The following is a 22,873-nucleotide window of genomic DNA, read 5'->3' on the forward strand; positions in this document are numbered from 1 at the left end:
AAGCGCCTCTTATTTTAAAGAGGCGCTTTTGATGGTTAAACGTTTTTGTAAATGAACAAGATCATGATGTAAATGTTTTTGCATATGTTCAACAGCTTTTAAACTGCGTTTTTTCATAAAGGTGAACACTTGTTGATGACCATCTAAAATCTCAGCAGCTCGTCCTTTGCCTTTAAAATTAAGCACGCGGCAAAAATAAATCAATACATTTACGCTATCAAGCTGTTTTTTTAAATGTTTATTATGACTGTATTGAAGAATCAGCTGATGAAAACGTTCATTTAGTTCGATAAGCCTAGAATCTTCGGCTCCTTGCTTTATTTCTTCAGCCGTTCTTTCTAACAGCTGCTCAATGAAAAGAAGCTCTTCATCGGAAGCGCGAGTGATACATAGCTCAACGGCTAAAGACTCTAAAGCGGTACGGATTTGGTAAATTTCTTCTACGTCTTCAGTAGACAGTGAATAAACAATAAAGCCTGTTTTTTGATCTGCAACTAAAAGGCCATCTTTCTCTAATAAACGCATTGCTTCTCTTATGGGAGAGCGGCTGACCCCAAATGCTTTAGCTAGCTGGGTTTCATTGATTCGCTGACCCGCTTCATATTCACCGTTCACAATCATTTGCTTAATTTTTTCATAAAATTGAAGATAGTATGGTAACGGCTTATGTAAATCAAAATTATTCATTGATATACCTCGTTTATTTATAATCATTTATTTCCTAATTATAATACGCTTGTTCATAAGAGTCATAATAATTTTGAATTTTTGAAGAGAATGAATATATTCAGAATTTTCTTGATGAAAGCGTTATTTTTACGTATAATCAAATAGATCATATCAGTCGACGGTCGACCGATAATTTTTTACATAAAAGACGCAGGGGGATTTTTGATGAAAACGTTAGAAATAGCTAACATACCAGGAGATGGAGTAGGGAAAGAAGTTGTTCCAGCGGCGGTTAGAGTTCTTCATACGATTGCAGATATTCACGGAGGAGTAAAATTTGAATTTACAGAATTTCCTTGGAGCTGTGATTATTATTTGAAGTATGGACAAATGATGCCTGAAGATGGGCTAAAACAGCTTCAGGACTTTGAAGGAATTTTTTTAGGAGCCGTAGGAAATTTAAATCTTGTGCCAGACCACGTGTCGCTATGGGGTCTGCTCATTAAGATTCGTCGAGAATTTCAGCAGGTAATTAACATTCGTCCGGCCAAGAGGCTAAAAGGCATTGCATCTCCACTAACGAACCCAAAAGACTTTGATTTAATCGTTGTTCGTGAAAATAGTGAAGGGGAATACAGTGAAGTAGGAGGCCGGATTTATCAAGGAGAAGATCAAATTTCGATTCAAAATGCGGTTTTTTCTCGAAAAGGAACAGAACGAGCGATGCGCTATGCATTTGAATTAGCTTCTAAAAGAAAAGCAAGGGTTACAAGCGCAACGAAGTCAAATGGAATTGTTCATTCCATGCCGTTTTGGGACGAAGTGTTTCAAGATGTTGCAAAGAGTTATTCGCATATTGAAACAGACTCACAGCATATCGATGCGCTGGCGGCTTTTTTCGTCACAAATCCAAGTCGTTTTGATGTCATTGTGGCAAGCAATTTATTTGGAGATATTTTAACAGATATCGGAGCTGCTATTATGGGGAGTATCGGCGTTGCTCCTGCTGCAAACATTAATGTAAATGGAAAATATCCTTCGATGTTTGAACCGGTGCACGGGTCTGCACCTGATATTGTCGGAAAAGGAATTGCAAACCCAATCGGACAGATTTGGACGGCAAAAATGATGTTGGATCATTTTGGTGAGCAAGAATTAGGCAGTCATTTGTTAGAGGTTATTGAACAAGTCACGGAATCGGGAATTGTTACACCAGATGTTGGAGGCAGCGCAACTACTAGTGAAGTAACGGATCAAATTATTTCTCATTTAAAGAAGTGAAGGTTCTAAAAGAGGCTAGGACAAAAGAATATTAGACGAAGTGAAAAACGAACCATGAATCAAAGTGTTTGATTCATGGTTTGTTTTTTTGTGGTAAACGTAGGTTTCATGTGTGTAGGTCTTTCTAGCAGTTGATTGGAGGATAAGGCGAAGACTCCTACGGCAAAAGCGGAGCAGGTGAGACCCCACAGGAGCGTATGCGACGAGGAGGCTCAGCGCCGGCCCGCGGAAAGCGAAGTTTTGCATGGAAATCAAAATCGATAAATACATGTTGACACTTACATATATGAACCCTATAATAGTTTGAGTTAATATAATTCGTATACATATTATTTCTGGACTATGCTTTAGTTTGTTTTAATAAATAGGTACGAATGAAAAGATAAAAGGAGGAAAATCATGCAGAAATCGAAATTATGGACAAAAGATTTTTTAGCGGTCTCACTGACTAGCTTTTTTGTTTTTGTCATTTTTTATATGTTAACTGTCACATTGCCGCTGTTTGCAACAGATGAACTTCATGCAAGCAAACAAAGCCTAGGGCTAATTGTGACAATCTTTTTAGTGTCCGGTATTGTGTTCAGGCCGCTAGCCGGTAAGTGGATGACAACATTAGGACAAAAGAAAGTCCTGTTAATAGGTGTCTTCATCTTTTTAATTGGTTCTATTCTATATATGAATATCCACTCATTATCAGCGCTGCTGCTGCTTCGTGTGCTTCATGGTATTGGTTTTGGAATGAGCACAACTGCTACAGGGGCAATTGTTGCAAATGTAATCCCAGAACAGAGAAAAGGAGAAGGGATGGGGTACTATGCGACGTTCATGAACTTAGCGATGGTAGTGGGTCCGTTTGTAGGATTAACGTTAACAAATAGCTTGAGTCATACAGCGGTCTTTACCGTTGCGGTTGTATCTTCTGTTTTAGCAGTAGTATGCAGTCTAGTACTTCGTGTACCCGAGGTGCAAGCTTCTTCTGCAACAAATGAAATACAGCCAGCTAAAGGTCTTGCGGCGTTTTTTGAATACCGTTCGCTGCCTATTTCTGTTGCTGGCCTTGTGGTAGCTTTTTCATATGCAAGTGTTATTTCGTTTGTGTCTATTTATGCAAAAGAAATGGGCTTTACGCAAGCTTCAAGCTTTTTCTTTGTTGTATACGCGGTGTGCTTATTAGCTTCTAGACCTTTTACTGGAAAATGGTTTGACCAATACGGAGAAAACAGCGTGGTATATCCATCAATTTTATCTCTAGCTATCGGTATCTTTTTGCTTAGCCAAGCGACAACAAGCTGGGTATTTTTATTAGCTGGAGCATTGATTGGATTAGGCTTTGGAACGATTACATCAAGTTTTCAATCCATTGCTGTAAAAAAAGCTTCTCCTCATCGCCGAGGTGTTGCCACAGCTACGTTTTTTGTGTTTTTTGACTCTGGAATGGGCTTAGGGTCCTTTTTGCTAGGTATTCTGTCCACAGCAGCCGGGTACAAAGGAATGTATATGTTCTGTTCCATTATTGCTCTTTTAGCTATAGCAGTATACCTTGTATTGCACGGCCGAAAAAGCCAGAAGCAGCGTATTATTTCTCAAAATGAGTCATTAGGAAAATAACATAAATAAAAAAAGACGTGCTCTTTAAGCACGTCTTTTTTTATTTATGGAGCTCTAAAGAGAACGGTCGTGAGCTTATCCGTGTACAAGCCCTCCTGATTTCTTTAGAGATTTCTTTTATTCCACTTCTTCTTTTGTAATCCACTCACTGGACCATATTTGAATTTCCTGAATCACCGGCGCCAGAGCTAATCCTTTTTCGGATAACGAATACTCGATTCGAACAGGAGTTTCCGGAATAACCGTACGAATGACGATTCCTTCATGCTCTAATTCTTTTAAGCGCTCGGATAAGAGCCTTCCGCTTACTGGAAGTGCTTCTTGCATTTGAGAAAACCGTTGTGAGCCGGAAAGCAGCTGAAAAATGATCAAACTCGTCCAACGTTTCGTTAGTATAGTAACAGCCTTTTCAAAACGCGGGCAGAGTGCTAAACCGTCCATGTTATTACCTCCATTCTCTTCCTATAGTATAAAGCAAAGTCACTATTTTATCTAGTGTTGTGTAATTTAATTACTTAAAGAATATAAATTACTTTACGTATTTATATTTTAATTATATAATTTATATAATTATAGAAGTTAATTACTAAAAGTAACCAAAAGAGCATAAAAGCTTTACAAGATAAATATATCGTCATATAATACTTTAAGCAAGTAAAGTTACTTACTTTTAGTAAGCTGATACATCAATTAAAAAAGATAAATGTAGTGAAGTGCTAGAAAAAATATTTGTTCATGTGAGAGATTGAGCACAATGTGAAAATAGTAGATAAGTGAAAGACACATAAGAGGAGGAAATGACTGTGATTAACGAAAAAGTTGTTTCAATTTTAAAAGATAAAATTAACGTCGTAAAAAATGATGATCATTTTATTTATATAGTAGGACCTATCACGCTTCCTGTGAATCTAGAGGGCGAGACACAAGTATTTAGTTGGTATTCATGGCTGCGTTCTGATAATGTAAAAGAAGGAGCCTTAAGTACAGAACAGCTCATTGAAAAAATGCAAGGAGCTAATTTGGCAGATATGCAGCAATCGAGTGTTCTTGTGTACGGAGATTTTGAAGAGTCGCATGACGCGCTCATTCGTATGCACAGCATCTGTCATACGGGAGATATATTCGGAAGCAAACGCTGCGACTGCGGTTTTCAATTAAAACAATCTATGAAAATGATCGTCGAAAATGGAAGCGGAGCGCTATTTTATTTAGCAAATCACGAGGGACGCGGCATTGGCTTATTCAGCAAAGCAATGGCATACGTGCTTCAAGAAAACGGATTTGATACGGTAGAGGCGAATGAAGGGTTAGGATTTGAAGATGATACTCGCAGCTACAGTGATGCCATCAGCGTGTTAAAAGTGCTGCGTCAAAAACCGGTTACGCTGATTACGAATAATCCGAAAAAGCTAATCGCGCTTGAGAAAAACGGCGCACTTTTATCAGGGCGCGTTCCACTTTGGGGAGATGTATCTCAGTTTAATGAAAAGTATTTAGATACTAAAGTTAAACGTTCAGGACACTTAAAAGAGGAGGTTCTTCTTTGATCAATCACGAATTTTATATGAATATAGCTTTACAAAACGCAAAAGCAACAAAAGGACAAACAGAGCCAAATCCGCTTGTAGGATCGGTCATTGTAAACGATAATCGAATCGTTGGAATTGGTACGCATTTAAAAGCTGGCGAACCGCACGCTGAAATTCACGCGCTGCGAATGGCTGGTGAACAAGCAAAAGGGGCGACTGCTTACGTAACGCTAGAGCCTTGTTCACACCACGGACGTACAGGTCCTTGTGCTGAAGCGCTAGTTGAAGCCGGTGTAAAAAAAGTGGTCATAGCAACTTTAGACCCCAATCCTTTAGTAGCAGGTAATGGAGTTAAAATTTTAGAAAACGCAGGCATTGAGGTCATAACAGGTGTATGTGAAGAAGAGTCACGTCAAATGAATGAAGTCTTCAATAAGTATATTGTAACGAAGAAGCCGTTTGTTTCATTAAAGTCAGCGATTACGTTAGACGGTAAAATAGCAACTGCCTCTTCTCACAGCAAGTGGATTACGTCTGAGGAAGCTCGTTTGGATGTACATCAGCTGCGTCATGAAACGGCGGGTATCTTAGTAGGGGTGAACACGGTCATTAAGGATAACCCCGAGCTGACAACTCGCATCGAAGGTGGCCGAAGCCCAATTCGTATTGTGATGGATTCGAAGCTGCGTATGCCCCTTGATTCCAAGTTAGCAACGGATTCTTTAGCCCCAACGTGGGTATTTACAAGTCAAAGCTATTCAAAAGAAAAAAAAGAACAGCTCGAAAAGCAAGGCGTCGAAGTATTTGTCACAAGCGGTGAGGACAAAGTAAATCTTGAAGATATGCTTTCTGTACTAGGTGAGAAATTCGTTTCGTCTCTTTTAATTGAAGGAGGCGGGGAAGTGAATGCCGCATTCTTGGAAAATCGCTTAATTGACAAATTGGTACTATATATGGCACCAAAGCTTTCAGGAGGAAAAGAAGCTCCTACTTTCCTAGAAGGAAAAGGCGTAGAAAAAATGTGGGACGCAGTGGACGTGGAGCGTCTTTCTGTTACTTCAATCGGTAAAGATTTTAAGTTTGTTGGATATCCTGTTTATAAATGAAAAATGTAAATGTGGCGGATAAAAAAGTAGTTTAGTTAAAGGAAAATCCGAGCGAAGCTGATTCTTGATTAAGAATCAGCTTCGCTCGGATTTTTTTATTGGTGTGATGAACGTAGGTTTCATGTATACAGGTGCTTTTAGCGGTGTAATAAGTAGTTCAGATCATTTAACCTATTGTTCGTCTTTAGATTGGATTGATGTAGCTATGTCTCAATCTCATTTTTTTGCAGGATTTTTTAGAGAAGAGGAATAATACACTATTTTACTCTTATAGATTAATTTGCTATTATAGGGAATGGTCAATTTCGAAACATTGTATAAATTTTTAACGTGTTTACAGTTGACTATCTAAATAAAAGCACTATATGTTTATAGAGAGAATATATTATGTGAAAGTAAGGGTGAGAAAAGAGATGAGAGAGTATAGAATTGGGAGTGTTATGAGAGACCTTCGCAAAATGGCAGGGTTGACACAACAAGAATTATCAAGAGACATTTGTACACAAGCGCAAATCAGCAAAATTGAAAATGGTGAAGAATATCCATCAAGCATTACCCTCTATAAAATTTCTAAGCGCCTTGGCGTAGATGTTAACTACTTTTTTGATAGTGTAGAATCACCTCGACTTGATTACGTAGATGCGGTCCAATCGTTAATTCGTCAATATATTCGTCAGAGAGATTATGATGCTATTCATAATATCATTGTAAAAGAAAAAGAAAGTCCCCTGTTTCAAAATCCGCTGAACAAGCAATTTTTAATGTGGCACGAAGGTATTTGCGTGTATTACATTCATCATAATAAAGAAGATGCGCTGTCTAAAATGTACCAAGCGATCGAGCTTACTAAGCAATCGGCAACGTTTTATAAAGAAAGAGAAATTGAAATTTTAAATAGCATTGGGATTATTCTTTATGAAGAGAAAGAGTATGAACAGGCTCTAGATACATATCAAACAGCACTCAAAAGCTTAAATGAGCTGCCCCAAACAAAAGACGAAAATATAAAAATTAGAATTTTAAATGCACTTGCCAAAACGCTTGGAGATATGAGTAACTATGATGAATCATTAATATATAGCAACCGAGGAATCGATTTGTGCATTAGTAATGAATCAATGTATTTATTTGGAGAACTTCATTACCAAGCAGGAGAGAGCTTAATCAAATTAGGTAAAATTGAACAAGGTAAAGAATATATGGAAAAGTCTATGACCATTTTCACCTTGCAACGAAACGAGCGATTCGTCAAGCTAGTAGAAAAAGAACTTGAAGCTCTATTTGTTTAAAATATTCCTATCATTATAATTTTTGAGAAATTTCTATCAAAATGGAGGAAATCCATGGTTTTAAGGTGATAAATGCTGATAGAAAGGAATTCATCTACTTTTATCCTGTGATACACTAGAGTCAAATCAAAGAAAGAGGAGGAAATAATTATGAAAAAAGTATTAGTCGGTATGGCATTAGCGTTTACATTAGTAGCAGGTGTTGCTTCAGTTGGAACAAGCGTCGCAACAGGAGATTTTTCAACATTAGGTCTTCCTAGCCAACATTAATAAAAAAGCCGTGCTTTTTCGCACGGCTTTTTTTTATTGTGTTTTACTTGACTGATCTTTGTTGCGTTTGTTTCCCTTTGAATTATCCCCGCTTGAAATTTCTTCACCCATTTCTACAAGGTGGTGCTGGGTTTTTGGATTACTTTGATTAGCGCTTCCTTTGTTATTCTTTTTAGTCATCTTCATTCTCCTTTAAAACGATGGCAATGCATCGAGATTATTTGTTTTGTCATGATCAGGAATGCTGCGAATATACGTACCGCCGTCTTTCCCTACAAAGGTACTCACATGCTCAACGTCCCCGGCTTCTACTTTCTTTAACGCTTCTTCATAGGTTAAAACGTCTCCTGAAGCCGTTTGGAATTCTAAGAGGTCACCGTCTGCATTTTTACGTACTGCAACGAAACGTTCTTTCATACACATAAACACCTTCCTTTACATCTATATGGTTGCTGAAATAGTCGTTTTTATTCATTATAAAAAGTGATAAGGTAAAGAAAAGAGTGCAAAGGGGATAAAAAATGACAACATTTAATTGGCATGATCAAGCTCAAGACGAGTGGAATCAAAAAGTATCATTTTGGAATAGCCGAAGTGAAGAAATGTGGAAAAACGGAAGCCGGAAAACAGTGATTCCATTTATTCAAAAACATCTTAAAAAAGGCGCTTTGCTAGCAGACGTCGGCTGTGGTGATGGGTTTGGAACTTCTCTTCTAGCAGCTTCTGGATATAAAGCAATCGGTCTTGATTTATCAGAAGAAATGGTTCAAAAAGCATCCGAGCTGCATAAAAGTGAAAATTTGTCGTTTGCTCAAGCTGATATTATGAAGCTCCCGCTGTCTTCTGAATCAGTAGAAGGGGTTATGGTAATCAACGCTTTAGAATGGACGGAGCACCCGCGATTAGCTCTGAAGGAATTGCACCGAGTTGTAAAAAGAGGAGGATATGCATGTGTAGGTATTCTTGGGCCAACTGCTCAGCCACGTACCAATAGTTATCAAAGACTATATGGGGAAGACGTTATTTGCAATACGATGATGCCGTGGGAGTTTGAACAGCTTGCAAAAGAAAATGGATGGGAAGTAATTGATGGCGAAGGTGTATATAAGCGAAATGTTACAGATAAGCTGATTGGACAGCTTCCACAGGAATTAAAACAAGCCTTAACGTTTCTATGGTTATTTATGCTCAAGAAACAATAAAAACAGCACGCGTCTCCTTATATGTAGCTGTACAAAGGGTACACTACAAACTGGAGGTGAGTGACATGAGTAAAATTAAAAAAGACCGCTCAAAATCAGAGCTAGGTTCACCAAATGTAGAAGGACAAGGGACGACCACTTCTGAACAAGGTGTTCAAAGCAGTTCAGCTAACAAAAAACAGAAGCGTTCATAACAAAAACAAAACGAACTTGCAGGGAAAACAACGAGCTCACTGCAAGTTCGTTTTATTTATGGTGTCATCTTTATAAGTAAGAAGGTGTTGTGTGCAAGATTATAGATAGTTTATAATAAAATATGAGCCAATAATTGTAATTTTCTACAAGTTTGGTTTACATTCGATGTAAAGCGGAGGTGTAATAAATGGTAAATAAAAGATATTTACCAGATACTGCAGCGTCTCATGCAAAGCCTGATATTAGAAAGGCGATACTTTGCATGGGGTGGACGGTTTAGTAAGATACATCGCCTAACCAAGGATATCTCATTTCTAATATATATATGGCTTTGCCCCTTATTGTATAAGCAAAATCACATAAGGAGCTGGCAGAAATGACATATGTAAAAGCAACAAATATTTTACCTGAAGAGCTGATTAGTGAAATTCAAAAATACATTCAAGGAGAAACCATTTATATTCCAAAGCCGCAGAAGGCAAAAAGAAAATGGGGAACTTGCTCTGGTGGAAGAAAGTTGATCGATGAACGAAACGAACGTATTAAGAAGTTGTTTAAAAAAGGAACTTCAATTGAAGAACTAGCCCGTGAATACTTCTTATCAACCGAAACCATCAAAAAAATTGTATACAAAAAGCAACGGTAAAAATCAAGCGCTGGCGGCTGAATGCCCGCGCTTTTTTAGGTAGAGTTTAATTCTGATTTATTTTTTACATTTCGTAAGAGGAGTCCATACGGTAAAGTAAAAAGTAGCTGATTAAATGAAGAAGGAGTGAAGAACGTGGAAGCGTTTATAAGAAATGATCAATATAACTTTATCAAAAGCCAAACGCAAATCCTTATCAATGGGTATGGAACAGTGAATAATTCCGATGTGCTGCTGGCCTTAAAAGCTCTTGCAAAAGAAAAAGTCTTACATGCGTTTGATGTTCTTAGCGAGGAACAGGAAGAATTGCTGCTACCAGTTGCTGAAGTTAGAACTAAGGAACAAGCAGAAGTTTTTTTAGAAACGATAAAGCCTTACGTGATTCCATTTAAATCTTTTACAGAAGCTGGCGTGAAAAAATTGTTTCCGAAAGTGAAAAAGTTAAAGGTTCCTTCTGCTGATAGCATTGATCTAACGAGCATTTCCTATATTAGCTGGATCGATAAAGGCTCAAACAGAAAGTTTATCGTAGCGCAGGATCTCTATACTCAGAAGCTAAAAGGTATTCAAGGAACGTTTAAGCCTATCAACCAGAAGGGAATATGCACACTTTGTCACAGCTACGAAGAAGTCGGTATGTTCACTGCTGAAATCAAAGGAACTGTTCAAGGAACATTTACCCAACGAGGAAATTATATTTGTCAAGATAGCGAAGCATGTAATCAAAATTTACTTACCTTAGATCGGCTTCATGACTTTATGTTGAGGCTCAGTAAATAGCATGCGACTAATAAGAAAAGTACAAAAAAAGAAGGTTCAGTCCCTATACTTTTGGTGAGACTGAGCCTTCTTTGTCTATCTGTTTTTCTCAATGGGATTGTCACGATAGCTAATCCAATCGCTCCAGCTGCCGGCATATAATTTTACATTTGGAAAACCGGCTGATTTTAAAGCTAAAACGTTAGGGCAGGCAGATACACCTGATCCGCAGTATACAATGATTTCAGCGTGAGAATCAATAGCTGAAAACATCTCCTTCCACTCTTTATCTGTTTTCCATAAACCTTCTGAAGTTAACACATCTTGCCAAAAAGAATGAATGGCGCCTGGAATATGTCCTGCTACAAAATCAATGGGTTCTTCTAAGCCGAGATATCTCTTTTTTTCACGAGAGTCGACAAGAACAACATTAAGATTATGAAGATTCTCTTTTACGTATTCAACTCCTACAAGTCCCCAATCTTGTTGAATGAAAGGTACAAAAGTTTGAGGAGAAGCTGCTGGAACGCTCTTCGTTGTTTCATATCCCGATTGTTTCCAGTTATTAAAACCTCCATTTAAAATTTGGACGTATTCAATTCCTATATATCGCAGTAGCCACCATGCTCTTGAAGCCATCATTCCGTTTTGTTCATCATAAACGACGACTTTTGAATCAGCATTAATTCCTAAGCGGCCGAGCTTCTGAGCTAGCTTTTGAACATCGGGCAGCGGGTGTCTGCCTCCGTGAGAAGCAGCCACAGAGGACAAATCTTTTTCTAAATCCAAATAATGAGTATCCGGGAGGTGCTCATTCTGATAAGCATCTGCGCCTGCCTCAGGCTTTCCAAGGGTAAATCGGCAGTCGAGCAACACAATGGAGTGTTGAGGTTGTTGTAATGCAGTATGTAAGTCAGCCGGTGAAATAATAGTGTTCATAACATTCACATCCTTTTACCAAAATTCTAGTTGAAATAAATAAAAATGAAAAGCGTTAAATATAAATTACGGCAAAGGTATGCTGCTTTCCTTCAATTATTCCCCATAAAATAATTGACCATTTTAGCGCTTATCTGATGCAGAGTGAAATGCTCCTGTGCTACAGTTATAGTAAGAGTTACATAGTATAAGCCAAATGCTCAGGGTAATGTCATACTTACTACTGATGAGAAGGAGAGAGAAAGATGCAAACAAATGAAAAGAAAGAATTTAAACTGATTGCACTAGATATGGATGGAACCCTGCTGAACAATCAGCAAGAAATTCCTGAAGAAAATCGCGCGGCCATTGCTAAAGCTCAAGAACAAGGTGTTCATGTGGTATTAAGCACGGGGCGATCTCTTTTAACATGCCGTGAATACGCGCAATCTCTTCAGCTGTCTTCTTACCTTATTACAGTAAACGGAAGTGAAATTTGGGATGAATCTGGACAGCTTGTAGAACGAAAGTTAATTGATGCTTCACACATTGAGAAAATGTGGAATTTAACGCAAGAGCATAAGCTTACCTTTTGGGCTGTGACTACGGATAAAGTATGGAGAGATGAATTTCCAGAAGATATTGCTTCACAGGAATGGCTGAAGTTTGGCTACGATATTCCAGATGATGCTTTACGAGAAGAAGTGCTGAAACAAATAGCAGGCATTTCAGATTTTGAAATCAGCAACTCTAGTTTAACGAATTTAGAAATTAATGCACTTGGTATTAACAAAGCAAAAGGGATCATGACTGTATGTGACCGTTTGGGCATTTCAATGGATGAAGTCATTGCAATGGGAGACAGCTTAAATGATATGGCTATGATTGAAGCGGCAGGTTGTGGAATAGCCATGGGAAATGCTCAGGAAGCTGTAAAAGAAGCAGCGGACTGGGTGACAGATACAAATGTCAATAATGGAGTAGCGAAGGCTATTAGCCACTGGGTACTGAAATAACAGCAGCTCTACACAGCAGGCGGCACTGTTGCACCACTTAACTACTTCCCGCATAAACTGATACTGGATGCCTCCCTTAGAGTTCGTCTTATACGTATATATAAGGAGAAGCCATCTAGTTAAGGAGTGGGGAGTATGAGCGATTTATCATTAGACAAGCTGTTAAAAAAAGCAGAAAATAAGTTGCAGAATGTACATGAAATGGTGCAAGAAAAATCGTACGAGCTCATTAGGCAAGCATATAAAGAAAGCATATTTGTTGTGATCACTGAAGGATTTAGATCGATAGAGCAGCAGCATAAACTATATTCACAAGGCCGAACAACACCAGGAAGTATCGTGACTAATGCCAAAGGCGGCTATTCTTATCATAATTATGGACTAGCTTTTGATATTGCGCTGCTTGATAACAACGGAGAAGTTGACTGGACCATTGATCGAAGATGGAACAAAGCGGGAGAGATAGGAAAAAGGATCGGGTTGGAATGGGGAGGAGATTGGAAAAGCTTAAAAGATTATCCTCATTTTCAATATACATTCGGTTTATCTTTGTCGGAGCTTCGAAGTGGAAAATCATCTGAGAAACAAACGGAAAAGGCTTCAAGAGTGCTAATTAAATACGGAGATCGAGGAAATCAAGTACAGTTAATTCAACGTATGCTTATTCACTTAGGCTATTCTCTTTTTAGCGGAGCAGACGGTATATTCGGGTCTTCGACTCTCAAAGCGGTCAAAGCTTTTCAACAAGCACTTTATCTGCAGGTAGATGGAATAGTTGGACCGAAGACACTCGAAAAAATCTATAGTAATTTTAATAAAACTATGTTCTAAATAACTATAAAAAACACGAAAATGAGAAAAGGAAGAAAAGAGATGGATGGAAATCTTCTCTTTTCTTCCTTTTCTGTAGTTATAGTAGAAAAACTGAAATTTATAAAGAAATAAAAAAGATTTTCTAAGCGTAAGAAACGTTCACGTGATCTAACTGGATAACATTGCTCAACAACACGATATCTTTATATATTTCACTTTTTACAGAGGCGTTTGAACAGTTTTGATAGTCTTTCAACAAGCGGCCAAGTTCTTTAATAAATAACAACGTCTCTTGTTCATTAATCATAGTCAAAACTCCTTGTTTAGAAATGAATCCAGGTCATTATATAGGAATTCTATCATATCTATACGCACCTGTTGACAAAAAAAGTTCGTCAATTTTTTTGTGAGAAGAAGAAATTTAGGGATATGTGGAATACGTTCGACTCTCTCATTTTATACATATGCAGCTTGTCTAAAAATATGAGAGTAGTTATAGTAATATTTACTCCTAATCATGCAACTTAAAACCTATTTTAGAGGTTATCCGTAAATTCCCTCTATTGTAGAGTGATGGAACAAGAAAAGAATGCTTCTTTTTGTATCTTTAGTATGGCAACGTTTTGAAGAAATAAGGTATATTTTTGAGTTTTAAGATGGATTTGAATTAGATCTTTTGACACGCTCTTTTTGTAGGGGGAGGCATATTTACTTTCTATTAAAGAAAATTGTAAAGCTCCAACGAGTTTCTAAATCAGAAACTCGTTGGAGCTTAATTTTTTGGGTAAGGAATGTGCAAAAGTTCTGGGACGGTCACAAAATGATATCCTTCTTGCTTAAGTCTAGGAATGATAGTATCCAGCGACTTTGCGGTGTTGGAAAGATCCATGGTCCAATGGCCGCCGTCGTGCATCAACACAATTGTTCCGGCGTGCATGTTCTTAAATACATTCTTGGTGATTTCTGTTTCTGGTATTTGTTTCCAGTCTAATGAATCAGAAGACCAGTTAATCGCATAGACATTTTCATTTGGCAGCTCGCTGATCATTTCTTGCGTTAAATTTCCATATGGAGGACGAAACAGCTGTGTTTCAAAACCGGTAATATTTTTAATAATAGCCTGGGTTTTGGCAATTTCCCAGTGAAACTTTTCAGTCGATTCTTTTAATAAATTGGGGTGCCAATAGGTATGAATTCCAACAGCATGACCTTCAGCTACCATTCTCTTCACTAGCTCAGGATGTTCGTGAGCTTTTGCCCCAATAAGAAAAAAGGTTGCTTTAATACCATGCTTTTTCAATTGGTCCAATACATGTGGAGTAAAGCGCGGATCCGGTCCATCATCAAATGTTAGGGCGGTTTGCTTTAGGTGGTTATTACCTTGATAAAGCAGACGGTCACGCACAGCTACATTTTTTTCTTGTTCCGCTTTACATAGTGCAGGAAGGGCTCCATTAAATAAGAAGCACAGTGTGAAAAGCAGTATACTAATTCTTCGTATCATGTACATGCACACTCCTTTCTAGGGCAAAGTATAACGTTATGATACCCGATTAAAAATTTTGTATGAACTGAGTTTCCCTTTTGTGTCAAAACGTATGATATGCATGAAACAGCGCACTATAATAAACAGTTACTATTAGGTGAAGAAAGGAAAAAGCAGATGAAAAAAATAATGATTGCTGTAGCATTGATTTTTTCGCTAAGTTTATCTCCCTTAGCTGAATATATTTCCTATCACGATGACTATAACGTAAGTGCAAGGTCGTATCGTTCGGGGAAGCGGTCGTTTAATAGACAGCCAAGCGTTAGACAAAATGAGCCGAGATCTAATTTTTCAAACCGCAGAAATGGAACTGTAAATCGAGGCTTTACCCGTTCAAAACGAGGAGGATTCGCCCGTGGACTGCTGTATGGCGGGCTGGCAGGGATGTTATTTGGCGGTTTGCTTGGTCATATGGGTGCACTGGGTGGAATTTTTGGATTATTAATTAACATTTTGGCTATTGTACTTGTAATTAATTTAATTCTGCGTTTATTCCGCCCTTCTCGTCGCGACAATAATTGGAGATAGTCCGTAATTGCTGTCATAAACTAATAAGAAAGCTCCATATAAATAAGAAAACGCTTTCTATGGTTAATCGAAAGGATGAAACGTATGTCAGCAAACAGACAGCGCAGCAAATACCTGGCGTTTTGCACAGAATGCGGTATCCCAAACAGGTTAACATTGTTTCTTTTAAGACAGTACGTTGCGACAGACGAATATAGCGGATTTTATTGTGGGAATTGCGGAATTCGAAACGAATTTCCAGATTCGGTCATTGTATATATTAAAGAACTGTAAAACACAATCTGTTAGAAGATTGTGTTTTATTTATTTGATAAAACTATGTTCTAAATGAAAATTTAAAAGAAAAACATAGCTATTTACAAAAAAGAAATGTTGAATCTGGAGGAGGAAAATACTTCTTTATAGCGGTTTGCGAGAAGAATATACATATAATTATCCACGTTAAAAAGAGAACAGCAGGACATAAAAAACGACAAATCCATATAAGGACTTGTCGTTTTTTATGTTTGAAATACGGCCGCTCGATTCTTTCATTCCCACAGATAAGGAGTCTCTTGGTAAACATAATAGTTCAACCAATTCATAAACAATAGGTTGGCATGAGAGCGCCAAGTTTTTAAAGGTTTTTTGTCGGGATCATTGTTTGGGAAATAGTGTTCCGGAAGCTTTGGCTCTAGTCCTTTTTCTGTATCTCGAAGAAATTCTTCTTGCAGTGTTTGAACGTCGTACTCTGGGTGCCCTGTAACGAAAACAAACTTTTCGTCTTTAGACATCGCCATATACACACCGGCTTCTTCAGAATAGGAAAGAAGCTCAAGGCCAGGATGATTTTGTACTTCATTCATGTCTACATCAGTGTGACGGGAATGAGGAGAATAAAAGACATCATCAAATCCTCGCAGCAGCTTAATTGGTTCTTCACTCGATACAACATGTGTAAATACACCCGTGCATTTATCAGAAAGAGGTCGCTTGTCAATGCCGAAGTGATGATAAAGTCCGGCTTGAGCTCCCCAACAGATATGAAGGGTAGAAGTCACATTTGTTTTACACCAATTCATAATTTCTTGAAGTTCTTTCCAGTAGTTTACTTCTTCAAATGGTATATGTTCTACAGGTGCTCCTGTAATAATCATTCCGTCATATTTTCGTTCTTTAATTTGTTCAAACGTTTTATAAAACTGATCTAGGTGATTTTTACTCGTTGTTTTTGCTTTATGGCTTGCCGTGTAAAGAAGTGTAATATGCACTTGCAGCGGTGAGTTCCCGAGTAAACGTAATAATTGCGTTTCAGCTTTTTCTTTTTCCGGCATTAAGTTTAGGATAACAATATTAAGCGGGCGAATTTCTTGGTTAACCGCGCGCACGTCGTCCATAATGAAAATTCTCTCTTTTTCTAAAATTTCTTTTGCCGGAAGATCACGTGGAATATTAATAGGCAATAAAATTCCTCCTATTCGATTTCGAAGTAATGACGCGTATAAATGTTCTTTCTCACGTGAAGATGAGGTTCAACATTTATGTACAATATACTATTATAGGAATATACAGAATATTAAGCAATTGAATTTTGAAAAAAAAGAGCATTAATATGCGTAATGGCTAAAATGAAATGGTACAATAAGGTTAAACTGGAGCGTTGCTATGCTTTTTTAGCGTGACTGAAACTCATTAAAATTTATAGCGCAGTCGTTCCTGTATTTAATAAACTTCATATCTCCCCCAGAAAACGGATTTTATCCTTTTTTGATGAAGTGTTTAAAAAGAATTCTCAGCAGAAAAGGGGTTATTATATGACAACTAAGAAGCAAATAAAAAGTGATTTGCAAATTGCACAAAAGGCAACGATTAAACCGATTAAAGAGATTGCCGAGCAGCTGGATATTTTAGAGGCCGAGCTAGAGCCGTACGGACATTATAAAGCCAAGCTTTCTTTGTCCGTTATGGAACGTTTACACACAAAACAAGATGGAAAAGTGATTTTAGTTACAGCTATTAATCCAACTCCAGCCGGAGAAGGGAAGTCGACAGTGACGGTTGGCTTAGCTCAGGCATTACATAGATTAGGTAAAAAAGCGATTGTCGCCATGCGTGAACCATCTCTTGGTCCGGTAATGGGAATTAAAGGAGGCGCCGCTGGCGGCGGTTATGCTCAAGTGCTTCCAATGGAGGATATTAACTTGCACTTTACTGGAGACCTGCATGCCATCACAACAGCTAACAACGCGCTGGCAGCTATTTTAGATAACCATATACATCAAGGCAATGAATTGCGTATTGATACACGTAAAATCACGTGGAAACGAGTGGTAGATTTAAACGACCGCGCGTTGCGTCAGGTCGTCATTGGATTAGGTGGTCCGATGCAAGGTGTTCCTCGAGAAGATGGATTTGATATTACGGTGGCATCAGAAATTATGGCTATTTTCTGCTTAGCGTCAGATTTACAAGACTTAAAGCGCCGCTTAGCGTCTATTGTGGTAGCTTATAACATGGACAATGAGCCTGTAACGGTTGCAGACTTAGGTGCACAAGGAGCGCTTACTCTTCTTTTAAAAGATGCGATTAAACCAAACCTTGTACAGACGTTGGAACATACTCCAGCCCTCATTCACGGAGGTCCTTTTGCTAATATTGCCCACGGCTGCAATAGCGTCATTGCAACAAAAATGGCTGCAAAACTAGGCGACTATGTAGTAACAGAAGCGGGATTTGGGGCAGATTTAGGCGCAGAAAAATTCCTAAATATTAAAGCTCGTATGGCAGATATTAAACCAGAAACGGTAGTAATCGTTGCGACAATTCGCGCTCTGAAAATGCATGGAGGCGTTCCTAAAGAGCGTTTAAATGAAGAAAACATTGAGGCTTTAGAAGCGGGAATTGAAAATCTTGAAAAACATATTGAAACGATTCAGGCATTCGGCGTTCCTTATGTGGTAGCCGTGAACCGTTTTGTAACAGATTCAAAAGGTGAAGTAGAAGCGCTTATGAATTGGTGTGCTTCAATGAATGTTCCAGTTGCTTTAACAGAAGTATGGGAAAAAGGTGGAGAAGGCGGCGTCATGCTTGCTGAAAAAATTCTTGAAGTCATGAACAAGACAGAAAGTCAGTTTTCTCCTCTTTACGATGTGTCAGCTTCGATTCCAGAAAAAGTAGAAACTATTGCTAAAACCGTATACGGAGCACAAGGCGTAGATTTTGCTCCAAAAGCGTTAAAGCAAATACAGCAATTTGAAGCAAACGGATGGGATCACCTGCCAATTTGTATGGCCAAAACACAGTATTCGTTAAGTGATGATCAGACGAAGCTTGGGCGACCAGCTGATTTTAAGATTACGGTGAGGGAATTCCGTCCTTCGCTCGGAGCTGGCTTTCTCGTTGCGCTAACAGGTTCAATTATGACAATGCCTGGACTTCCAAAAAAACCTGCTGCGCTCAATATGGATATTGACGAGAATGGACATGCACTAGGGATTTTTTAAGAGAAGAGGCTAGGGTAAGAGTATTTTAGTTGAAGGAAAATCCGAACGGTGAAGCAAGATTCTTGATGGAGAATCAACCTCGTTCGGATTTTTTCGTAGTTATGGTAAAAGTAGGCTTCATGGGTGTAGGGGCTTCTAAGCTGTAGATTAGATGGACTTAGTTGTGTCTCAATCTCTTTCTTACAATATAAAACAAAATAACAGGTATGTTATGAATTAATTTGGCAAGAAAGAAGAAGAGCTGACTGTTCGTATTTTATAAAAAAGGAAGTAGTTGAAATGTTTGATCCAATTGTATTTGATAATTTAAAAGTTGTTGTAGAAGGAGAGATCTATGATCTTGACTTGTCTGGGCAAGTATCTGTTACGAATCGCGAAGATTTTGTAGACTTAGCTCAGTTTACTCGAACGTACCGCATTTCTTTTCAACAGCATTTTTGCTGTACCGCGTCGCTAACTTTATCAACCGACTTAGACAACATTCATGCCGAATTAACGCCTTCCCGTGTAGAAAAACCAGGGTGTACAGTTTATATTCACTTTCAGCTAAAAAAACAAAAACCGTTTGAAGAAGCTGAGTTTCAAAACATACAGGAAATGTGTGAGCGGATCTGGGGAACAACAAGAGTTGTGAAGCAGCGTATTACTCATGAAGTCGGAGGAAGCGAATATGAAAACAATATTGAGGTAACCTTTAACCGATTTATTTACGAAGATCAAGTAGCAGATTTAATTGAGATGATTGATTACATGCTGCAAACGACTGATCAGCTAAAGGTTCTTTACGACAAATCATAAGAGCGTTTCAGTTGTACTTCCGAAATAAAGTGAATTACAATAGGGAAAAGGAGGCGTTTTGATGAGCGTGTATGAATACTCGGCAAAAACAATTAAAGACGAAGACGTATCGCTATCTAACTATCAAGGTGACGTGCTGTTGATTGTGAATACAGCTAGCAAATGCGGCTTCACCCCTCAATATAAAGATTTGCAGGCGCTGTACGAAGAAGAAAAAGAAAACGGCCTAACGGTTCTAGGTTTTCCTTGTAATCAGTTCGGTGGTCAAGAGCCAGGAAGTTCAAACGATATTGAACAATTTTGCGAGTTAAACTACGGCGTTTCGTTTCCGATGTTTGCAAAAGTAGATGTAAAAGGCGAGCATGCACACCCGTTATTTACATACTTAACAGAACAAGCACCGGGTCTGCTAGGTTCCAAAGCGATAAAGTGGAATTTCACAAAGTTTTTAGTGAATCGTCAAGGTGAAGTCGTGAAGCGATATGCACCTCAAACTGCACCAAAAGATATTCAAAAAGATATAAAAGAATTGCTGTAAAAGCAGGTGGATCTCCATCTGTTTTTTATTTTTCAGCAAGGGTTTTCAAGGGGTGCTCAGCTGTCAGTGAGACGAGCGTCTTACTTTGTGCTAAAATAATGATGGATATAATTGAGGTGAGTAAATGAATAAAATAGCAGAGACGGAAAAGTGGGTTCAAGCAAAGCTTGCACATGACACGACGGGTCATGACTGGCAGCATATCGATCGCGTGCGTCGAAATGCAGTGCTTTTATATAAAAAAGAAGGCGGCAATCGGGAAGTTATCGAACTAGCCGCGCTTTTACACGATGTGGTAGATGATAAGCTAGTGGAAGATGTTGAAAAGGCGTATGAGGAAGTGTGGGAGTGGCTGAAGAGTCAGCAGGTAGAAGAAGAGAGCTGCAAGCATATCGTTCACATTTTACAAACGATGTCATTTAAAGGCGGAAACCGTCCGGCTATGGCTACGCTTGAAGGCAAAATCGTTCAAGATGCAGATCGTTTAGATGCGATCGGTGCAATTGGAATCGCACGTACGTTTATGTATGCAGGTTCTAAAGGCACGGCTTTGTATGATGAAAACATTGCGGTACGAAGCGAGATGACGGCAGAAGAATATAGACACGGGAAATCAACGGCTATTGCACATTTTTATGAAAAGTTATTAAAGCTGACTGCGTTAATGAATACTCAAACAGCACGGTCTCTAGCGCAAGAGCGACATACATATATGAAAGAATTTTTAGTTCAATTTAAGAAAGAGTGGAATTATCATTATGAAAATGCTGACTGTTGAAAACTTAACAAAAACATATGGAGAAAAAGAGCTGTTTCATCAACTAACATTTACAATTACGGAAAATGAGCGAATCGGCTTAATCGGTGTAAACGGAACAGGGAAATCAACGCTTCTTAAAATTATCGCAGGTTTAGAGCTTGGAGACGAAGGAGATATTGTTCATGCTAAAGACTACAGCGTGACATATTTACCGCAGCATCCGGATTTTGATGAAAACTTAACTGTTTTGGAGCAAGTTTTCAGCGGAGATACGCCTCTTCTTAACTTATTAAAAAACTATGAGCTAGCTCTGTATGCGTTAGAGCAAGACTCTGCAAACGAAAAAAACCAGCAAACATTGTATGATTTACAGCAGAAAATGGATGCGATGAACGCGTGGGAAGCCAATTCTAACGCACAGTCGATTTTAACGAAGCTGGGAATTTCAAATATGAGTGCAAAAATCGGTGAGCTTTCAGGTGGACAGAAAAAGCGCGTGTCCATTGCGCAAAGCCTAATTCAAACACCTGATTTATTGATCTTAGATGAGCCGACTAACCACTTAGATTATGAGACCGTTAAATGGCTCGAAGAATATTTATCCAAATATCAAGGAGCCGTTCTGCTTGTTACTCATGATCGTTATTTCTTGGATGCTGTCACAAATCGAATTTTTGAATTAGACGGTGGAAATTTATATAGCTATAAAGGAAACTATGCTGCTTTTCTAGAAGGAAAAGCGATTCGAGAAGAGCAGGAAAAAGCAACTCAAGCAAAATTAAGCAACTTATATCGCAATGAATTGGCTTGGATTCGCAGAGGAGCAAAAGCGCGTACGACTAAGCAAAAAGCGCGTATTCAGCGATTTGATGAATTAGAGGGGAAAATCGATTCCTCTGAAAAAGAATCACTGGATTTAAGTTTAGCAGGCAGTCGCCTTGGGAAAAAAGTGTTTGAATTAAAAGATGTGTCTAAGACGTATGAAAATAAAATTATTCTTTCAGACTTTACGCACATCGTGAAAAAACAAGATCGAATTGGAATTGTCGGAAAAAATGGAAGCGGAAAGTCTACCCTTTTGAATATGATTGCAGGACGTATTGAGCCAGACAGCGGTGAAATTGACAGAGGACAAACGGTTAAAATTGCTTACTATACTCAAGAAAGCGATGATATGGACTTGAATCAACGCATGCTTGAGTATATTAAAGAATCCGCAGAAGTTGTGCATACGACGGATGGAAAAATGATCTCTGCGTCGCAAATGCTTGAGAGATTTCTATTTCCTTCACATACGCACGGAACACCGATTCAAAAGTTGTCCGGAGGAGAGCGCCGTCGTTTATACTTGTTAAAATTATTGATGACATCGCCGAATGTATTGCTTCTAGATGAGCCGACTAATGATTTGGATACTCAAACGCTAACGGTGCTTGAAGACTATCTCGAAGAATTTCCAGGTGTCGTTATCACCGTATCACATGATCGCTATTTCTTAGATAAAGTAGCAGATTACTTACTTGTCTTTGAAGGAGAAGGGAATATTTCGACTTATTTTGGCGCTTATACGGATCAATTGGAAGAAGCGATGAAGAAGAAGCAGGCAATGGTTCAGCAGGCTAAAGTGAAAGAAGAAAAGCCAAAACAGCCAGAGAAAACGAAAAAGCGTCGCTTAACGTATAAAGAACAAAAAGAATGGGAAGAAATCGAAGATAATATTGCAGCAAAAGAAGAAGAAATTGAACGCTTAACAAGCGAAATTGAACAGGTAGGCAGCGATTATACAAAAGCGCATAATCTATCGTTAGAACAAGAAAAAGCAAATGAAGAATTAAGTGCACTGCTTGATCGCTGGGCAGAGCTTTCAGAGCTGATTGAAGAAATTGAAAACGCGTAAACAAGTCGTTAGACTGAGTATAA

The 22,873-nt window shown here is 38.5% G+C and carries 27 protein-coding genes; 19 read left to right on the plus strand and 8 right to left on the minus strand.

The features are described 5' to 3' along the window. Positions 1 to 9 precede the first annotated feature (9 nt). Positions 10 to 687 (minus strand): GntR family transcriptional regulator, encoded by a 678-nt coding sequence (locus tag ACOZIR_RS18910; protein ID WP_340141388.1) that lies wholly within the window; start codon positions 685 to 687, stop codon positions 10 to 12. A gap of 207 nt (positions 688 to 894) precedes the next feature. Here ACOZIR_RS18910 and ACOZIR_RS18915 point away from each other — a divergent pair, with 207 nt between their 5' ends. Together ACOZIR_RS18915 and ACOZIR_RS18920 are read left to right on the plus strand one after the other, a co-directional pair. Then, positions 895 to 1,950, plus strand: a complete 1,056-nt coding sequence (locus ACOZIR_RS18915) for a tartrate dehydrogenase (protein WP_421535751.1) — start codon at positions 895 to 897, stop codon at positions 1,948 to 1,950. Positions 1,951 to 2,349: 399 nt separating this feature from the next. Then, positions 2,350 to 3,558 (plus strand): MFS transporter, encoded by a 1,209-nt coding sequence (locus ACOZIR_RS18920; protein ID WP_045289411.1) that lies wholly within the window; start codon positions 2,350 to 2,352, stop codon positions 3,556 to 3,558. Positions 3,559 to 3,675: 117 nt separating this feature from the next. Here ACOZIR_RS18920 and ACOZIR_RS18925 read toward each other — a convergent pair whose 3' ends face one another. Beyond that, positions 3,676 to 3,999, minus strand: coding sequence for a winged helix-turn-helix transcriptional regulator (locus ACOZIR_RS18925; protein ID WP_045294609.1), 324 nt, complete (start codon positions 3,997 to 3,999; stop codon positions 3,676 to 3,678). A gap of 356 nt (positions 4,000 to 4,355) precedes the next feature. On the opposite strand from ACOZIR_RS18925, the gene ACOZIR_RS18930 reads away from it, so the two are divergent. The 4 genes from ACOZIR_RS18930 to ACOZIR_RS18945 all read left to right on the plus strand — a co-directional run bounded on the left by ACOZIR_RS18930 (position 4,356) and on the right by ACOZIR_RS18945 (position 7,482). Continuing rightward, complete coding sequence (locus tag ACOZIR_RS18930; RefSeq protein ID WP_045294607.1) at positions 4,356 to 5,105, plus strand: GTP cyclohydrolase II; 750 nt, start codon at positions 4,356 to 4,358, stop codon at positions 5,103 to 5,105. Beyond that, positions 5,102 to 6,193, plus strand: a complete 1,092-nt coding sequence (ribD, locus tag ACOZIR_RS18935; RefSeq protein WP_045294605.1) for a bifunctional diaminohydroxyphosphoribosylaminopyrimidine deaminase/5-amino-6-(5-phosphoribosylamino)uracil reductase RibD — start codon at positions 5,102 to 5,104, stop codon at positions 6,191 to 6,193. The genes ACOZIR_RS18930 and ribD overlap by 4 nt, the downstream gene beginning before the upstream one ends. Positions 6,194 to 6,257: 64 nt before the next feature. After that, on the plus strand, positions 6,258 to 6,446 hold the full coding sequence (locus ACOZIR_RS18940) for a hypothetical protein (protein WP_340141387.1): 189 nt from the start codon (positions 6,258 to 6,260) through the stop codon (positions 6,444 to 6,446). Positions 6,447 to 6,606: 160 nt separating this feature from the next. Next, complete coding sequence (locus ACOZIR_RS18945; protein WP_014460489.1) at positions 6,607 to 7,482, plus strand: helix-turn-helix domain-containing protein; 876 nt, start codon at positions 6,607 to 6,609, stop codon at positions 7,480 to 7,482. 303 nt (positions 7,483 to 7,785) lie between these two features. Here the strand turns inward: ACOZIR_RS18945 and ACOZIR_RS18950 are convergent, their stop codons facing one another. Both ACOZIR_RS18950 and ACOZIR_RS18955 read right to left on the minus strand, forming a co-directional pair. Continuing rightward, complete coding sequence (locus ACOZIR_RS18950; RefSeq protein WP_013056671.1) at positions 7,786 to 7,932, minus strand: hypothetical protein; 147 nt, start codon at positions 7,930 to 7,932, stop codon at positions 7,786 to 7,788. Between the two features lie 12 nt (positions 7,933 to 7,944). Then, entirely contained in the window at positions 7,945 to 8,169 is a 225-nt protein-coding gene (locus ACOZIR_RS18955) for a DUF3892 domain-containing protein (RefSeq protein ID WP_013056672.1), read from the minus strand. Positions 8,170 to 8,273: 104 nt separating this feature from the next. On the opposite strand from ACOZIR_RS18955, the gene ACOZIR_RS18960 reads away from it, so the two are divergent. The 4 genes from ACOZIR_RS18960 to ACOZIR_RS18975 all read left to right on the plus strand — a co-directional run bounded on the left by ACOZIR_RS18960 (position 8,274) and on the right by ACOZIR_RS18975 (position 10,575). Continuing rightward, the gene (locus tag ACOZIR_RS18960; RefSeq protein WP_029714870.1) at positions 8,274 to 8,954 is read left to right on the plus strand and encodes a class I SAM-dependent methyltransferase; all 681 of its coding nucleotides are present in this window, start codon (positions 8,274 to 8,276) and stop codon (positions 8,952 to 8,954) included. Positions 8,955 to 9,019: 65 nt separating this feature from the next. Then, a complete protein-coding gene (locus tag ACOZIR_RS18965; protein ID WP_013056674.1) occupies positions 9,020 to 9,148 on the plus strand; it encodes a YuzL family protein in 129 nt (42 codons plus the stop codon). A 368-nt stretch (positions 9,149 to 9,516) separates the two neighbouring features. Next, positions 9,517 to 9,795: a CD3324 family protein gene (locus tag ACOZIR_RS18970; protein ID WP_285843091.1), complete on the plus strand. Its 279-nt coding sequence runs from the start codon at positions 9,517 to 9,519 to the stop codon at positions 9,793 to 9,795. Between the two features lie 135 nt (positions 9,796 to 9,930). Further along, entirely contained in the window at positions 9,931 to 10,575 is a 645-nt protein-coding gene (locus ACOZIR_RS18975; protein WP_045294601.1) for a FusB/FusC family EF-G-binding protein, read from the plus strand. A 75-nt stretch (positions 10,576 to 10,650) separates the two neighbouring features. On the opposite strand, the gene ACOZIR_RS18980 is transcribed toward ACOZIR_RS18975, so the two are convergent. Continuing rightward, positions 10,651 to 11,493 (minus strand): sulfurtransferase, encoded by an 843-nt coding sequence (locus ACOZIR_RS18980; RefSeq protein WP_328120401.1) that lies wholly within the window; start codon positions 11,491 to 11,493, stop codon positions 10,651 to 10,653. A gap of 245 nt (positions 11,494 to 11,738) precedes the next feature. Between ACOZIR_RS18980 and ACOZIR_RS18985 the strand changes: the two genes are divergently transcribed. Further along, a complete protein-coding gene (locus ACOZIR_RS18985; protein ID WP_045294597.1) occupies positions 11,739 to 12,488 on the plus strand; it encodes a Cof-type HAD-IIB family hydrolase in 750 nt (249 codons plus the stop codon). Between the two features lie 135 nt (positions 12,489 to 12,623). Further along, positions 12,624 to 13,319 (plus strand): peptidoglycan-binding protein, encoded by a 696-nt coding sequence (locus ACOZIR_RS18990; RefSeq protein WP_045294595.1) that lies wholly within the window; start codon positions 12,624 to 12,626, stop codon positions 13,317 to 13,319. 124 nt (positions 13,320 to 13,443) lie between these two features. Here ACOZIR_RS18990 and ACOZIR_RS18995 read toward each other — a convergent pair whose 3' ends face one another. Next, positions 13,444 to 13,608: a hypothetical protein gene (locus ACOZIR_RS18995; RefSeq protein WP_013056680.1), complete on the minus strand. Its 165-nt coding sequence runs from the start codon at positions 13,606 to 13,608 to the stop codon at positions 13,444 to 13,446. 465 nt (positions 13,609 to 14,073) lie between these two features. Next, positions 14,074 to 14,805 (minus strand): polysaccharide deacetylase family protein, encoded by a 732-nt coding sequence (locus ACOZIR_RS19000; RefSeq protein WP_045294593.1) that lies wholly within the window; start codon positions 14,803 to 14,805, stop codon positions 14,074 to 14,076. Between the two features lie 159 nt (positions 14,806 to 14,964). Between ACOZIR_RS19000 and ACOZIR_RS19005 the strand changes: the two genes are divergently transcribed. Next, entirely contained in the window at positions 14,965 to 15,375 is a 411-nt protein-coding gene (locus ACOZIR_RS19005; RefSeq protein WP_045294591.1) for a hypothetical protein, read from the plus strand. Between the two features lie 84 nt (positions 15,376 to 15,459). Then, positions 15,460 to 15,648 carry a hypothetical protein gene (locus ACOZIR_RS19010; protein WP_080890228.1) on the plus strand — a complete coding sequence of 63 codons (189 nt, stop codon included), beginning with the start codon at positions 15,460 to 15,462 and terminating at the stop codon, positions 15,646 to 15,648. Between the two features lie 257 nt (positions 15,649 to 15,905). Here the strand turns inward: ACOZIR_RS19010 and metA are convergent, their stop codons facing one another. After that, a complete protein-coding gene (gene metA / locus ACOZIR_RS19015) occupies positions 15,906 to 16,817 on the minus strand; it encodes a homoserine O-acetyltransferase MetA (protein WP_045294589.1) in 912 nt (303 codons plus the stop codon). A gap of 351 nt (positions 16,818 to 17,168) precedes the next feature. Here metA and ACOZIR_RS19020 point away from each other — a divergent pair, with 351 nt between their 5' ends. The 5 genes from ACOZIR_RS19020 to ACOZIR_RS19040 all read left to right on the plus strand — a co-directional run bounded on the left by ACOZIR_RS19020 (position 17,169) and on the right by ACOZIR_RS19040 (position 22,850). After that, complete coding sequence (locus ACOZIR_RS19020; RefSeq protein WP_340141385.1) at positions 17,169 to 18,857, plus strand: formate--tetrahydrofolate ligase; 1,689 nt, start codon at positions 17,169 to 17,171, stop codon at positions 18,855 to 18,857. A gap of 279 nt (positions 18,858 to 19,136) precedes the next feature. Then, positions 19,137 to 19,655: a hypothetical protein gene (locus ACOZIR_RS19025; RefSeq protein WP_045294584.1), complete on the plus strand. Its 519-nt coding sequence runs from the start codon at positions 19,137 to 19,139 to the stop codon at positions 19,653 to 19,655. A 61-nt stretch (positions 19,656 to 19,716) separates the two neighbouring features. After that, positions 19,717 to 20,193: a glutathione peroxidase gene (locus ACOZIR_RS19030; protein ID WP_014460472.1), complete on the plus strand. Its 477-nt coding sequence runs from the start codon at positions 19,717 to 19,719 to the stop codon at positions 20,191 to 20,193. A 124-nt stretch (positions 20,194 to 20,317) separates the two neighbouring features. After that, positions 20,318 to 20,971 (plus strand): HD domain-containing protein, encoded by a 654-nt coding sequence (locus ACOZIR_RS19035; RefSeq protein WP_045294580.1) that lies wholly within the window; start codon positions 20,318 to 20,320, stop codon positions 20,969 to 20,971. Then, entirely contained in the window at positions 20,952 to 22,850 is a 1,899-nt protein-coding gene (locus ACOZIR_RS19040; protein WP_045294579.1) for an ABC-F family ATP-binding cassette domain-containing protein, read from the plus strand. Before ACOZIR_RS19035 ends, ACOZIR_RS19040 begins: the two co-directional genes overlap by 20 nt. The last annotated feature ends 23 nt before the right edge of the window (positions 22,851 to 22,873 follow it).

Source organism: Priestia sp. D3YE.R1 (genome assembly GCF_049199565.1).
Classification (GTDB): Bacteria; Bacillota; Bacilli; order Bacillales; family Bacillaceae_H; genus Priestia; species Priestia aryabhattai.